Source organism: Halomonas cibimaris (assembly GCF_055379665.1).
Genome location: NZ_AP043828.1, coordinates 872,372 through 886,269, shown reverse-complemented (window position 1 = coordinate 886,269; position 13,898 = coordinate 872,372). Strand labels below are relative to the sequence as shown.

The following is a 13,898-nucleotide window of genomic DNA, read 5'->3' as shown; positions in this document are numbered from 1 at the left end:
TACTTCACGCCCATGCCCCATGCTGCTTTACCGCTCTCAGCCTCTATCGCCGATACGTCGCGATGCTGGCTGACCGGCGCCGCCGTTTTTCTTTTCGCCGCGCTTACGCTGGTGCTGCCTTCGGGCTATTCGCTGGGCCCGGCCGTGCTGCTGCTGGCCAGCTGTACTCTGGCCGTGTGGCGCCCGGGCCTGCGGCTGCAGCGCGATGACCGCTGGCTGATGCTGGCGCTTTGCACTTATACCGCCGTGGTGATGGCCGGGGCGCTGTGGCACGACCAGAGCTTAAGCAGCGTGGACCGGCCGCTGCGCTTTTGGCTGGCCGTGCCGGTACTGCTGTGGGTAATGGCCTATCCGCCCCGGCTGGCCGCCGTCTGGACAGGGCTGGTGGCCGGTGCCGTGGGCGCGGCCGGGCTTGCGCTGTGGCAGCTCGATCAGGGAGCGGTCCGGGTAAACGGCTATTTGCATCCGATTCAGTTTGGCAATCTCAGCCTGCTGCTCGGTATTTTTTGCTTGGCGGGGCTGGGTTGGGCGTGGCAGCGTTCGCACCGCTGGGCCTGGCTGGCTCTTCTGGGGTTGGGAGCGGCGGGCGGTATTCTGGCTTCGCTTCTTTCTGGCAGCCGCGGGGGCTGGGTTGGCCTGCCGCTGGTCTTCTGGGTGCTGTACCGGGCCTATGGCCGCCGGGCGTCGGTCAAAGCGCTGGCGCTGGCGCTGGTCGTTATCGTGGCGGCCGCGGCGGCGGCCTATAGCCTGCCGCAAACCGGCGTCAAGCAGCGTATCGCCGAGGCGGTAAGCGACATTTCGCTGTACGTCAGCGGTGAGCGGGTGACGACCTCGGTTGGCTGGCGCTTTGAAATGTGGCAGGGCGCGGCGCATCTGGCGCTGGAAAAGCCGCTGACGGGCTGGGGCGAGGCGGGCTATCAGGCCGGCATGAAGCGTTTGGCGGACACAGGCGTCGTACACCCCGGCACGCAGCAGTTTGACCACGCCCACAACCAGTTCCTGGATACCCTGGCCAAGCAGGGGGTGCTGGGGCTGGCTGCGCTGCTGGTGCTGTTGCTGCTGCCCTTGCGCCTGTTTGCCGGCTATCTGCGTGATCCTGATCTGACCGTGCGTGCGCTCGCCACGGCCGGGGCCCTGCTGTGCGTGGCCCATGTGGATTTCAGCCTGACTCAGGCCGGTTTTAACCATAACAGCGGTGTAATGGTGTACGCGTTCTGGCTGGTGATCTGGTGGGGGACGTTGCAAAGCTATTGCCGCTGCCGGCCGGTTACCCCGGCGGCGTCGGGCGGGAGGGCCGAGCGATGAAAATCGCCCTTGTTCATATGCGCCACGCCGCCTCGGGCGGTACCGAGCGCTTTCTCAACGCGCTGTCGCGCTATCTGGCCGAGCGCAGCGAGGACGTGACGATTATCTGCCGCTCCCATGTAGCGCCGTCGCACCCGGCCATCCGCTTTGTCCGCCTGCGTCCTTTAAGCGTTGGCAAAGCCCAGCGCATGTGGCGCTTTGCCCGGGCCGTCGAGCGCCACATCCGCGCGGCGGACTATGATCTGGTGTACGGGCTGGGCAAGACCTGGACCCATGACCTGCTGCGCATCGGCGGGGGCACCGTGCATCATCATCTGGCCGCAAAGCCGCAGAGTCAGCAGCGGCGCAAGGACAGGATCGCCGCGCGCATCGAGGCCAAAGCCATGGCGCCGGGCGCGTACTACCACGTGGTTTCCAACTCCCGGCAGAGCGACCGCGAAATCGCCGAGGCCTACGGCGTGCCGGCCGAGCGGCGCTCGGTTATCCACAACTTCGTCGATACCCGCCGCTTCGACCCCGCGCGCCTGGGCGATGAACCTCATGAGCTGGCCCGTGAGCTGGGGCTCGAGTCGGCAAAAGCGCCGACGTTTCTGTTTCTCGGCACCGGCTACGAGCGCAAGGGGCTTGCCGCCGCGCTCAAGGCGTTCGCCTTGCTGGAGAGTGATGCCACGCTGCTGATTGTCGGTCGGGACTCCCGCCAGGCCGAATACGAGGCGCTCGCGCGGCAGCTGGGCGTGGCCGAGCGCTGCCGCTTTCTCGGTGAGCAGTCCGCCCCCGAGCGCTATTTTGCGCTGGCCGACTGCTATTTGCTGCCGGCCCGCTACGAGCCGTTCGGTTTTACCGTGCTGGAGGCGCTGGCCTGCGGTACCCCGGTGATTACCACCCGCCACTGCGGCGCCCAGGAAGTGGTAACCCCCGAGGTGGCCACGGTGCTCGAACGCGCCGACGACGCCCGGGCGCTGGCGGACGCGATGACGTACTGGGCGGCCCGCCGGCACGCGCCCGGACTTGGGCAGCGCTGCCGAGCGCTGGCGCTGTCGCTGGATATCGACGCCGTTATGGCAGAAAACTACCGGTGCATTCTGGACGTATACCGGCAAAAGCAGGCGCACCCATGCCAGACCTGAGCCGGTGGAAAATCGTTGGCCGAGGCGACGAGCGCATCTGCTATCAGCATCCGGACGACCCGGCGCGCTGTATCAAGCTCAGTCGGCGCGAGAAGGCCAAGCAGACCCGCCGCGAACGGCGCTACTTTCGCCGGCTGAAACGCCGGGGCGTGCCGTTCACGCTGATCCCCGAGTTCTTCGGCGCGGTGGAGAAAGCCGGCATGATCGGCATCGAGCAGCAGCTGGTGCTCGATGAGCGAGGCGCGCTGCCCCCTGACGTCAGGAAATACGCCGCCCAGCCGCTGACGCCGGGCCAGATTGCGCGTTTCCGGGACGGGCTTGAAGCACTCAAGGCCTACCTGCTGGCCTATAACGTCGTCCCCTGCGACCTGGTGATGAGCAACCTGCTGGTCATCGAGCAAGAAGACGCCACCACGGTTATGCTCATTGACGGGCTGGGCGCCTCGGAGGCGATTCCGCTGGCGGAATACATTCCCTGGCTGGGGCGGCGCAAAATACGGCGCAAGTGGGCCCGGTTCATGGCCAAAACGGTGATGCCGTATGTGACAACCATGCAGGACCGTCAGCCCTCATAGCCTGCGTTGATATGCTGAATGGCGCGGGTCGCGGCGTCGGGCGCGGCAAATTTGCCCAGCGAGCGCTCCAGCCGCGAAAGGTTGCCCTGGCGCCATTTACCCGGCGCGCGCAGCCGGCAGCGATCAAGATCGATCAGCCAGGGGGTGTCGTCGGCGTCGACGAGGATGTTGCGGGCGTTGAGGTCCACGTGATCGAGCCCGGCATTGTGAAAGCGGCGGATCATTGCGCCGACGCGGGTCAGCACGCGCGCCAGCCGCTCGGGGGCGATGGCCGATGTATCCAGCAGCGAGGCAAGCGCGGTGGCGCCGGGCAGGCGCCGGGTGATCAGCGCGGCCTCGTAGGCCAGCCCGTGGCGGGTGACGCAGGCGGCCACCGGGCGGGGCACCGGCAGGCCCTGGGTGTACAGCCGGGCGGTCAGGCGCATTTCGCGAAAGGCGCGGGTGCGTTCGGCACCGGTCCACAGGTAGCGGGCCTCGCTCACCCGGGCGGCCATCCCGCCGCGCCGGTAGGGGCGCAGCACCCACTGCTCGGCGGCGTCCGCCACCGGACGAATGAACAGGCTGCTGCCGCGCCCCGGGGCCTCGCCGGTGACGCACCCGCGCCGGCGCCAGACCTCCGGCGAGAAGTCGTCCGGCGTGAACGGCGCGGGGCGATCGGCGCGCGATTTTTGGCGCAATCCCTGCGCCTCACATAGAATGTCGGCATCGTGTAGTATCAGACTCTTTTTCTGCCGGAGTGCCGCTAAGCGCATGAAGTCCCCTCTGCCTGCCAATCCCCGCCATATTGCCGTGCTGCGCCTTTCCGCGCTGGGCGACGCCTGCAACCTTGTGCCGACGATCCGCGCGCTGCAGCGCCGTTTCCCCGAGGCGCGCATTACCTGGATCATCGGCAAGGGCGAGCATAGCTTACTGGCGGGGCTTTCCGGCGTCGAGTTCGTGGTCTACGACAAGGCCAGCGGCCTTGCCGGCATGCGCGAACTGTGGCGCAGCCTGGCCGATACCCGCTTTGACGTGCTGCTGCACATGCAGCAGGCCCTGCGCGCCAGCGTGCTGTCGCTGGGGCTCAAGGCCGATGCCCGGCTGGGCTATGACAAGGCTCGGGCCAAGGACTTTCAGCACTGGTTTACCGGCCACCGGCTGGCCCCCCACCCCAACGCTCACGTGCTGGATTCGTTCATGGACTTTGCCCGGGCGCTGGGGGTGGAAGACGACCGGCCCGAGTGGCACCTGCCGGTGCCGGCCCAGGCCTATGACGAGGCCCGCCTGCTCAGCGGCGAGGCGCCGTATCTGGTCATCAATGCCTGCAGCAACGCGCGGCTGCGCAACTTTCGCAACTGGTCGGTCGCCGGGTATGCCAGCGTGATCGAGCATGCCTGGGTGCAGCACGGCCTGAAAAGCGTGCTCACCGGCGGGGCAACCCCTCTGGAGCAGGAAACCGCCGGGCAGATCGCCGCGCTGTGCCAGCCGGGCAGCGTCGTCAACGCCGTAGGGGCGACCTCGCTCAAGGGCCTGCTGGCGCTGATCGACAAGGCGCGCGTGGCCATCGCCCCGGACACCGGGCCGGTGCACATGGCCAACGCCCTGAGCACGCCCACATTGGGGCTCTACGCGACGACCAATCCGGATCGCGCAGCACCCTACCTGTGGCGCGAATTTGTCGTCAACGCCTATCCCCGTGCGGTGCGCGCCTACCTGAACAAGTCCGTCAAGGACGTGCCCTGGGGCCAGCGCGTGCGCCACGCCGAGGCCATGACCCTGATCGAGACCGACGAAGTCATTGCCCAGCTGGATGCCTTGCTGGACGCCACCGCCCACCAAGGAGCGCGCCATGAACATTGATCTTTCCGCGCTGGAACACGCCCGCGTGCTGGTGGCCGGCGACGTGATGCTCGACCGCTACTGGCACGGCGCCACCTCGCGGATTTCCCCCGAGGCGCCGGTGCCGGTGGTACGGGTGGAAGACGCCGACGACCGCCCGGGTGGCGCGGCCAACGTCGCGCTCAATATTGCCGCGCTGGGGGCAAAGGCGGCGCTGGCCGGCGTGGTGGGCGACGACGACAACGCCGGGCTGCTGGCCGGGCTGCTGGCAGCGGTTGATGTGAGCGCCCGCTTTCAGCACAGCGCCGATGTGCCGACGATGACCAAGCTTAGAGTGATGAGCCGCAACCAGCAGCTTTTGCGCCTGGACTTTGAGCAGCGCCTGGATAATGTCGACACCGCGGAGCTTGCGGCCCACGTCGACGCCGCGCTGGCCGAGCACGACGTGCTGATTCTCTCCGACTACGGCAAGGGCACGCTCAACCGCGTCGAGGCGTTGATTGCGACCGCCCGCCGGGCGGGCAAACGCGTGCTGGTCGACCCCAAGGGCACCGATTTCCGCAAGTACCGCGGCGCCAGCCTGATCACCCCCAACCTGGGCGAATTTGAAGCCATTGTCGGCCGCTGCGACAGCGACGCCGAGCTGGCCGCGCGGGGCGAAGCCCTGCGCGCTGAGCTGGAGCTGGAAGCGCTGCTGATTACCCGCAGCGAAAAAGGCATGACGCTGATCCGCGAAGGCGAGCCGCCGCTGCACCTGCCCACCCGGGCGCGAGAGGTATTCGACGTGACCGGCGCCGGCGATACCGTCATCGCCATGATGGGGCTGGCGCTGGCCGCCGGGCACGGCTTTGCCGAGGCGATAACGCTGGCCAACCTGGCCGCCGGGCTGGTGGTGGCCAAGCCCGGCACCGCGACGCTGTCGCTTGGCGAGCTGTATACCGCGCTGCACGGCGACGCCCTGGGCGAATTCGGCGTGGTGGAGCAGACGCCGCTGGTCAACGCCGTGCGCGCCGCTCAGGCCCGGGGCGAGCGCGTGGTGATGACCAACGGCTGCTTTGATATTCTCCACGCCGGCCACGTGGCCTATCTGGAACAGGCGCGCAGGCTCGGCGAGCGGCTGGTGGTGGCGGTCAACGACGACGCCTCCATTGCCCGGCTGAAAGGCGACGGCCGCCCGATCAACCCGCTCCAGCGGCGCATGCAGGTGCTGGCCGGGCTGGGCGCGGTGGACTGGGTGGTGCCGTTTGGCGAGGACACCCCGCAATCGCTGATCGAAGCGGTGCTGCCTGACGTGCTGGTCAAGGGCGGCGACTACCGTCCGGAAGACATCGCCGGCGGTGAGGCCGTACGCGCCCACGGCGGCGAGGTGAAAGTGCTGGGCTTTGAAGACGGCGTTTCCACCTCGGCGATGATCAATACCATTCTCGACCGCGGGCGCTAGATGGCACGCCGGCCGCGCTGCATTTCTCCCCGCCTTGTCTACTCGGCCGCGCTGTACGCGCTGGCGCCGCTGATTATCCAGCGTGTGCGGCGTGAGCAGCTGCCCGCTTATCCGCGTCGCCAGCGGCTGGGTCTGGGGCTGAACCTGTCGGACGCTCAGGGCCTTCCCACGCTGTGGCTGCACTGCGCCTCCGTGGGCGAGGTGCGCGCCGCCCGCCCGCTGATCGAGGCGCTGCTGGCGCGCTATGCCGGCCACCGGCTGCTGGTGACCACCATGACCGCCACCGGCGCCGAGCAGGTGTCAGCGCTCGCCGGCCGGCTGGATGCGTCGGCCGCGGCGCGGCTGGCGCACCGCTTTGTGCCGCTGGACTGGCCGGGCAGCGCGCGGCGCTTTGTCGCCCGGGTGCGCCCGGCGCTGGCGGTAATGTTCGAAACCGAGCTGTGGCCCAACCTGCTAAACGCCTGCCGCCGCGCCGGCGTGCCGGTGGCGGTGGTCAACGGCCGGCTCTCGCCCCGGGCCTTTGCCCGCTACCGGCGTGTTCGCCCGCTGATGCGCCAGGCACTGGCCCATGTCAGCTGGCTGGCAGCCAAGTCTGCCGCCGACGCCGAGCGCTTTGCCAAACTCGGCATGGCGGCCGAACGCACCGACGTTGTCGGTTCGCTCAAGTTCGAGGTGTTTCCGGATGCCGCAGCGCAGGCGGTGGGTGAGCGCTTGCGCGCCGCCGTTGGCAAGCGCCCGGTATGGGTGGCCGGCTCCACCCGAGACGGCGAAGAAGCCGCACTGCTTGATGCCCACGCCGCGCTGCGCAAGCGCTATCCCGAAGCGCTGTTGGTACTGGTACCGCGCCATCCGCAGCGCTTTGACGCCGTGGCCGACGAATGCCGCGCCGCCGGCTTTGCGCTGGCCCGGCGCAGCCGGGATGAGCGGGTAACGCAAGAGACGGCGGTGTATCTGGGCGATACCCTGGGCGAGCTCGGCGCGCTCTACGCCGCCGGCGACGTGGCCTTTGTCGGCGGCAGTTTGGTGCCGCTGGGCGGGCAGAACGTGGTGGAGCCGGCAAGCCTGGGGCGGCCGGTGCTCACCGGGCCTTCGCTGGAAAACTTCGAGGACGTGGCCGAGCCGCTGAAAGCCGCCGGTGCCCTTGAGCCGGTGGCGGATGCCAGGGCGCTGGCCCAGGCGCTGATCGGCGCGTTTGACGATCCGGCCCGGGCTCGCAAGCGCGGCCGGGCCGGCCGAGCCGTGGTGGCCGAGCAGCGCGGGGCGCTGGAGCGCACGCTTGCCGGGCTGGGCCGGCTTGTTGCGCCGGACGATCGTTTTGCCTAGCGCCGTGTGGTGCGCGCTACGCCGTCTTCTTTACCCAGCAGCAGCACGTCGGCGCCGCGGGCGGCAAAGAGCCCGTTGGTGACCACGCCGGCAATGGCGTTGAGCCGGGCTTCCATCTCGATCGGGTCGTCGATTGTGAAGTCGTAGCAGTCGATGATCTGGTTGCCGTTGTCGGTGATCACGCCCTGGCGGTAGACCGGCTCAGCGCCCAGCTTGACCAGTTCCCGGCCGACATGGGAGCGCGCCATGGGAATCACCTCCACCGGCAGCGGGAACTGCCCGAGCCTTTTGACCTGCTTGGAGCCGTCGGCGATGCAGATAAAGCGCTCGGCGCAGGCAGCGACGATTTTTTCCCGGGTGAGGGCGGCGCCGCCGCCTTTGATCATCTGCAGCGCAGCGTTCACTTCGTCGGCGCCGTCAACGTAGAAGGGCAAAATGCCGGCGCTGTTGAGCGTCAGCACTTCAATGCCGAGGGCCTTTAGCCGCTCGGCGCTGGCGTCCGAGCTTGCCACCGCGCCCCGGAAGCGATCGCGCAGCGGCGAAAGCCGGTCGATGAATAGGTTGGCGGTGGAGCCAGTGCCGATGCCGAGCACGGTGTTTTTATCCAGCCAGGGGGAAATTTCCTGAACGGCGGCGTCGGCCACGGCGGCCTTGAGTGCGTCCTGGGTCATGTCAAGCTCCGGGTTGAGGGGTCATCATGGGGCGTGCGGCGCACAGTATAGCGCCATGCCGCCGCGCTGCCGACACGCCGGAGCTGTGGACGCGCCCCGGGGCAATCTGCTAACAATAGCGGGCTGTCCGGTTTGTGTATAAAACTTGAGCGGCCCTTTTCCATCGCCGGCGTGCGGCCCTTTCCCGTGAGATATTCGAATGCTTGAAGCTACCGTGAAGAAAATTCTCCAGGCCCGTGTGTACGAGGCGGCCTGCGAGACGCCGATTTCCCCCGCCCCGTTTCTTTCACGCCGCTTTAACAACACGATTTTAATCAAGCGTGAAGATTTACAGCCGGTGCATTCTTTCAAGATTCGCGGCGCCTACAACAAAATGGCCCAGCTGGAACAGGCACAAAAGGCCAGGGGCGTGATCGCCGCCTCGGCCGGCAACCACGCCCAGGGGCTGGCCATGGCGGCAACGCAGATGGGAGTGAAGGCGACCATTGTGATGCCGCGCATTACCCCGGACATCAAGGTCGCGGCGGTGCGCGCCCGGGGGGCCAAGGTCGTGCTCAAGGGCGACGCCTTCAGCGAGGCCGCCGCCCACGCCCAGGCGCTGGTAGAAGAGCACGGCTATACCTATATTCCGCCGTTTGATGACATCGACGTGATTGCCGGACAGGGCACCGTGGCGGTGGAAATACTGCGCCAGCACAGCGGGGCGCTGGACGCCATTTTTGTGCCCGTGGGCGGCGGCGGGCTGATCGCCGGCGTGGCGGCCTACGTGAAGTATCTGCGCCCGGACATCAACGTGATCGGCGTGGAGTCTGAAGACAGCGCCAGCCTCAAGGCCGCGCTGGATGCCGGCGAGCGGGTGACGCTGGATCAGGTCGGCGTGTTTGCCGAAGGCGTGGCCGTAGCACAGATCGGCGAGGTGCCGTTTACCCTGATGCAGCATCTGGTCGATGATGTGATCACCGTCACCGCCGATGAAATGTGCGCCGCGGTCAAGGACATCTTCGAGGATACCCGTGCCGTGTCGGAAACCTCCGGCGCGCTCTCCCTTGCCGGGCTGAAAAAATACGTTCAGCGAACCGGGGCCAAGGGCGAGACGCTGCTGTGTATCAACTCCGGTGCCAATACCAACTTTGACCGCCTCCAGCATATCGCTGAGCGCACCTCGCTTGGCGAGCAGCGCGAGGCGATTCTTGCGGTGACCATTGCCGAAAAGCCCGGCAGTTTCAAAAAATTCTGTCGCACCCTGGGCAAGCGTATGGTCACCGAGTTCAGCTACCGCTACGCCGACGACAGCGATGCGCATATTTTCGTCGGCGTGCAGGTCAAGCCCGGCGGCGATGATCGCCAGGCGGTGATCGAAAAGCTCAAGGAAGCCGGCTATCAGGTGGAAGATCTGACCGACAACGAGCTGGCCAAGGTGCATATCCGCCACCTGAGCGGCGGCCGGCCGAGCGCCAACGTGGCCGAGGCGCTGTATCGCTTCGAGTTTCCCGAGCGTCCCGGGGCGCTGATGCACTTTCTCACCCAGCTGCCCCATGACTGGAACATTTCGCTGTTTCACTATCGCAACCACGGCGCGGCCTACGGCCGAGTGCTGGTGGGCATGCAGGTACCCAACGGCGACAGCGAGCATGTCGAAGAGCACCTGGACGCGATCGGCTATCGCTACTGGCGGGAAAGCGACAACCCGGCCTACCGGTTGTTCATGGCCTGAAAAGCGCCGCCGTTGCCGGAAGTGCGCGGATAAACGGCGGCTTTTTTCATTGTCAGCGTAAAGCCCGGCGGCTTATAGTCACCGGGCCAATAATGAGACGCGTCATCCAAAACGCTGAAGCGGCGTTTTGCTCACCTGACGCGCTATGTTTTCCAGGGGCACGGGGTTTAGGCTTGGTTCCGGCAAAATGAACGGACGCGCGCACCGCCCCGGGCCCGGATTTGTTACTTCGGAGAAGCGGTATGCGTCGTAAAAAGCCGGACATGATCATGGCACTGACGGTGGTATTTGCCCTGGGCGTTCTTGCCACAGGCTATGCGCAGGCGCTGGCAGGCGGCTGAGCGTCGCCGCCGGGGGGCTGATGATCAATACGCGGGCTGTGCCATGGCGGCACAGCCCGTTTTTCTTTTGTCTTTTTTCTTTTGTCTTTTTTCTTTTGTCTTTTTTCTTTTGTCTGCTTCAGCGCCGGGGCGGGCGCACCACGGCGGTGTCGGTGACGATGGCGGTCAGCGCAATATCCCAGGGCTCTACGGGCAGACGGTCAACCTGCTGGCAGGCGTGGGCTGCGCCGATCAGCGTAGGCTTTGGCCCCGGGTGGCGCATAAAAGCCAGGGTGCGATCGTAAAAGCCGCCGCCCATGCCCATGCGGTTGGCGTGCGCATCAAAGCCCACCAGCGGCACGATCAGGGTATCCAGCGCCCAGGCGGGCAGGCGATTGGCGCGGCGGGCGCTAAAGCGCGGGGCGGGCTCGCGGATGCCGAAGCGGTTTTTGATCATGGGCGTGCCCGGGCGATACGCCACAAACCACAGTGAGTTGGCGGAAAAAGGGCGCAGTACGGGCAGGTAAACGTTCACGCCGCGGCGGTAAAGCCAGGGCAGCAGGGGGAGCGGATCAATCTCGCCGCTCACGGGCAGATACAGGCTGATACGGCGTGCGCGCCGCAGTTCCGGCAAGGTTTTCAATCGCTGGCACAGGCCGGCGGCGGCGGTGCGCTGCTGGCGCGGCGTGAGCACGCGGCGGCGGCGCCTGAGCTCGCGGCGCAGGGCGTTCTTGGCCCGTAACGGCGAGGCGGATGCTGCGTCAGGCAGGGGCACGCTGCAGGCCCTGAAGCTGGAATATGGGAAAAGCGGTAGGCAAGGGTTCTCCAGGATGCCGCTGTCGTTGTGGCCCTGAACCTTGTGGTTCAGGTGGGTGGCCGCAGCCAAGCCGTCAGGCTTTCCGTCGCACGGACATGCGCACAGGCTCGACTAGCTTTTGGCCTCCCTGGGTATTACGCATAGGCTCGAGGGACGATAACGACTGGCGCACACCCCAGAGAACGCCTTCATCTTACCAGAGCGCCGGGCCCGGGCCAAAGTCCGGGCGGCGCCTTATTCCTGGCGTTTTTTCAGCGCCTCGTCCAGGCGCTCGTCCAGGCGGGCAAGCTCGGCGTCGCGGTCGCGCTTTTCGTCAAGCGCTTCCAGCAGCTCATGGGTGATATTGAGCGCGGCCATCACCGTGACCCGGTCGTTGCTCAACGCGGTGCTCTGCGACTGAATGCCGTGCATGGCGCGGTCCAGGTAGCGTGCGGCGCGCTCCAGCTTGTCTTCTGTCCCCGCATCGCAGGCAATGGTGTAATACCGCCCCAGCAGGGTGATTTCTGTGGTTGGACGCTTGGCGTCACTCATCCGTTGCTCCAGCGCAGGCCATCGAGGAATCTATGCGTTAACATGCCCGCATGGGCAAGTAAAGCGAGGCGAGGCCCGTGGCGGCGCGGTACCGGCCCGGGCGATAAAAGCGCTTCAACTATAAGAGAGCCTGCGCGCCGGGGTCAACGCGCGGCGCTGTCCGCTCGCTTGCCGTACCCTGTCTTATTCACTGTGCCGTAACGGATGGCCTTTTTATGTCCCTGATTGATGAACGCCAGGAATTTTCCGATATCGCCGATACCTTTCTGCTTCACGGCAGCATGCAGTCGCCGGCGTTTCTCGACGGCCGGCTGTGTGCGCTGCTGGCACTCAAGGACGTCAGCGCCGAGGCCTGGCTGGACGAAGTGTGTTCAAGCCTGGGGATCGAGCAGCCCAAGGATGCGCCGAGCGCCGAGCGCCTGCTGGGCTGGCGCCGGCAAACCCTTGAAGCCCTGGGCGCCGGCGAAATGAACTACGCGCCGCTGCTGCCCGACGAGCTGTTTTCCCTGGCCGAGCAGGCCCAGGGGCTGCAGGAGTGGGCGCTGGGCTTTGTCGAGGTGCTCGATGATACCGTGGACGACGCCCTGCGCCGGCAGTGGTCGGCTGCCCTGCGCGAAGCGCTGGACGATCTGCCGGTGCTGGCCCGTATCGAAACCGACCTCGACGACAGCCCGGAAAACGAAAACGACCTTTTCGCGCTCACCGAGCACGCGCGGATGGCCGCCATGATGCTCTACACCGAGCAGCATCCCGGCCAGCCCCAGGTGGAGCAAAGCGACGCGACGCTGCACTAGCGCTTTTCGCTCGGATCTTTTCCCCCTCACCAATCGGACCTTTTCCCCCTCACCAACCAGGAGCCTTCATGCTACCCGAGTCCATGCCGCGCCCGGCGGCGATTACCCCCGATGCCTACGCCGCGCGCCGTGCCGCGCTCATCGCCCGGCTGCCAGCCACGGCCGCCGTGGTGCTGCCCGGCGCCGGCCTGGTCACCCGCTCCAAGGACAGCGAGTTCGCCTTTCGCCAGAACAGCGATTTCTACTACCTCACCGGCATCGTTGAGCCCGATGCGCTGCTGGTACTGCTGCCCGGCCGCGACGCCGGCGAGACGGTGGTATTCTGCCAGGATCGCGACCCGACGCTTGAAGCCTGGACGGGGCGGCGCTTGGGGGCGGATGGCATGGTGGCCGAACATGGCGTGGACGAGGCGGTGGAAAATGCCGAGCGCGACGAGCGCCTGCACCGGCTGCTCGCCGGGCGCGAGCAGCTGTTTGTGCCCTTTGACGACGACGGCGCCCTGGCGCTGGCCGAGCAGGCCTACGCCGACTCGACCGCCGGCCGTCGAGGGGCGCCACCGGTCAGCGGCTTTCACAACGTCACTCCGCTGATTCATGCCATGCGCCAGCTCAAGACGGCGGATGAAATGGCGCTGATGCGCCACGCCGCCGAGATATCGGCCCGGGCCCACTGCCGGGCCATGCGCGCCAGCCGCCCGGGGCTTTTTGAATACCAGCTGCAGGCCGAGCTGGAGCACGAATTTGTCTGGCAGGGCGGCAGCGGCCCGGCCTACGGCAGCATTGTCGGCGGCGGCGTCAACGCCTGCGTGCTGCACTATGTGGAAAACACCGCGCCGCTCAATGACGGCGACCTGGTGCTGATCGACGCCGGTGCCGAGTTTGCCCTCTACGCCGGCGATATCACCCGCACTTTTCCGGTGAACGGCACCTTCAGCGCCGCCCAGCGCGAGGTTTACGAGGTTGTGCTCACCGCCCAGGAAAACGCCGTGGCGGCGATTCGCCCCGGTGCTACGCTCATTGATATCCATCAAGGCGTGGTCCGCGATTTGACGGCCGGGCTGATTGCGCTGGGGCTTTTGTCCGGCGACGTTGACGAACGCATCGCGGATCACAGCTATCGGCGTTTCTATCTGCATTCCACCTCGCACTGGCTGGGTCTGGACGTGCACGACGTAGGCGAATATCGCCGGCCCGACGGCACGCCGCGCCCGCTGGAAGAAGGCATGGTGCTGACAATAGAGCCCGGGCTGTATATTCCCGCAGACGACGATATCCCCGAGGCCTATCGCGGCATGGGCATCCGCATCGAAGACGATGTGGCCGTCACCGCCGAGGGGCACGAGGTGCTTACCGCCGATGTGCCCAAGCAGGTAGCAGACATCGAGGCGCTGATGGCCAAAAAGTGAGCCGCCATGTCACGGCCGGTTTTTCTTTACGTAATGTACGTTATGAATGGCCGGCC

General features: G+C 66.6%; 13 protein-coding genes and 1 other RNA gene. 9 read left to right on the top strand and 5 right to left on the bottom strand.

Annotated elements, in window-relative coordinates; translation table 11 throughout:
* Positions 1-12 precede the first annotated feature (12 nt).
* The 3 genes from ACZ415_RS04060 to ACZ415_RS04050 are packed head-to-tail and all read left to right on the top strand — an operon-like array spanning position 13 to position 3,007.
* Entirely contained in the window at positions 13-1,305 is a 1,293-nt protein-coding gene (locus ACZ415_RS04060; protein ID WP_344703690.1) for an O-antigen ligase family protein, read from the top strand.
* Complete coding sequence (locus ACZ415_RS04055; protein ID WP_344703692.1) at positions 1,302-2,432, top strand: glycosyltransferase; 1,131 nt, start codon at positions 1,302-1,304, stop codon at positions 2,430-2,432. Before ACZ415_RS04060 ends, ACZ415_RS04055 begins: the two co-directional genes overlap by 4 nt.
* Positions 2,420-3,007 (top strand): YrbL family protein, encoded by a 588-nt coding sequence (locus tag ACZ415_RS04050; RefSeq protein WP_344703695.1) that lies wholly within the window; start codon positions 2,420-2,422, stop codon positions 3,005-3,007. The genes ACZ415_RS04055 and ACZ415_RS04050 overlap by 13 nt, the downstream gene beginning before the upstream one ends.
* Here the strand turns inward: ACZ415_RS04050 and ACZ415_RS04045 are convergent.
* The gene (locus ACZ415_RS04045; protein ID WP_344703697.1) at positions 2,995-3,759 is read right to left on the bottom strand and encodes a 3-deoxy-D-manno-octulosonic acid kinase; all 765 of its coding nucleotides are present in this window, start codon (positions 3,757-3,759) and stop codon (positions 2,995-2,997) included. The genes ACZ415_RS04050 and ACZ415_RS04045 overlap by 13 nt on opposite strands.
* Here ACZ415_RS04045 and ACZ415_RS04040 point away from each other — a divergent pair.
* From ACZ415_RS04040 to waaA, 3 genes are read left to right on the top strand one after another with little or no spacing between them, the layout of a single operon-like run.
* Positions 3,758-4,846 carry a glycosyltransferase family 9 protein gene (locus ACZ415_RS04040; protein ID WP_344703699.1) on the top strand — a complete coding sequence of 363 codons (1,089 nt, stop codon included), beginning with the start codon at positions 3,758-3,760 and terminating at the stop codon, positions 4,844-4,846. The two genes, ACZ415_RS04045 and ACZ415_RS04040, sit on opposite strands and share 2 nt — an antisense overlap.
* Positions 4,836-6,266, top strand: coding sequence for a bifunctional D-glycero-beta-D-manno-heptose-7-phosphate kinase/D-glycero-beta-D-manno-heptose 1-phosphate adenylyltransferase HldE (gene hldE, locus ACZ415_RS04035; RefSeq protein WP_344703701.1), 1,431 nt, complete (start codon positions 4,836-4,838; stop codon positions 6,264-6,266). The genes ACZ415_RS04040 and hldE overlap by 11 nt, the downstream gene beginning before the upstream one ends.
* Positions 6,267-7,589 carry a lipid IV(A) 3-deoxy-D-manno-octulosonic acid transferase gene (waaA, locus tag ACZ415_RS04030; protein WP_344703703.1) on the top strand — a complete coding sequence of 441 codons (1,323 nt, stop codon included), beginning with the start codon at positions 6,267-6,269 and terminating at the stop codon, positions 7,587-7,589.
* On the opposite strand, the gene rpiA is transcribed toward waaA, so the two are convergent.
* Entirely contained in the window at positions 7,586-8,260 is a 675-nt protein-coding gene (gene rpiA, locus ACZ415_RS04025; protein WP_344703705.1) for a ribose-5-phosphate isomerase RpiA, read from the bottom strand. The two genes, waaA and rpiA, sit on opposite strands and share 4 nt — an antisense overlap.
* Positions 8,261-8,459: 199 nt before the next feature.
* Between rpiA and ilvA the strand changes: the two genes are divergently transcribed.
* Positions 8,460-9,974, top strand: a complete 1,515-nt coding sequence (gene ilvA, locus ACZ415_RS04020) for a threonine ammonia-lyase, biosynthetic (RefSeq protein WP_344703707.1) — start codon at positions 8,460-8,462, stop codon at positions 9,972-9,974.
* Between the two features lie 459 nt (positions 9,975-10,433).
* Here ilvA and ACZ415_RS04015 read toward each other — a convergent pair whose 3' ends face one another.
* The 3 genes from ACZ415_RS04015 to ACZ415_RS04005 all read right to left on the bottom strand — a co-directional run bounded on the left by ACZ415_RS04015 (position 10,434) and on the right by ACZ415_RS04005 (position 11,642).
* Positions 10,434-11,069 (bottom strand): 5-formyltetrahydrofolate cyclo-ligase, encoded by a 636-nt coding sequence (locus ACZ415_RS04015; RefSeq protein WP_344703709.1) that lies wholly within the window; start codon positions 11,067-11,069, stop codon positions 10,434-10,436.
* A gap of 43 nt (positions 11,070-11,112) precedes the next feature.
* Positions 11,113-11,296, bottom strand: a non-coding RNA gene (ssrS, locus tag ACZ415_RS04010) — 6S RNA.
* A 49-nt stretch (positions 11,297-11,345) separates the two neighbouring features.
* On the bottom strand, positions 11,346-11,642 hold the full coding sequence (locus tag ACZ415_RS04005; protein ID WP_344703711.1) for a cell division protein ZapA: 297 nt from the start codon (positions 11,640-11,642) through the stop codon (positions 11,346-11,348).
* 215 nt (positions 11,643-11,857) lie between these two features.
* Here ACZ415_RS04005 and ACZ415_RS04000 point away from each other — a divergent pair, with 215 nt between their 5' ends.
* Together ACZ415_RS04000 and pepP are read left to right on the top strand one after the other, a co-directional pair.
* Positions 11,858-12,436 (top strand): UPF0149 family protein, encoded by a 579-nt coding sequence (locus tag ACZ415_RS04000; RefSeq protein WP_344703713.1) that lies wholly within the window; start codon positions 11,858-11,860, stop codon positions 12,434-12,436.
* 68 nt (positions 12,437-12,504) lie between these two features.
* Positions 12,505-13,842: a Xaa-Pro aminopeptidase gene (pepP, locus tag ACZ415_RS03995; protein ID WP_344703715.1), complete on the top strand. Its 1,338-nt coding sequence runs from the start codon at positions 12,505-12,507 to the stop codon at positions 13,840-13,842.
* The last annotated feature ends 56 nt before the right edge of the window (positions 13,843-13,898 follow it).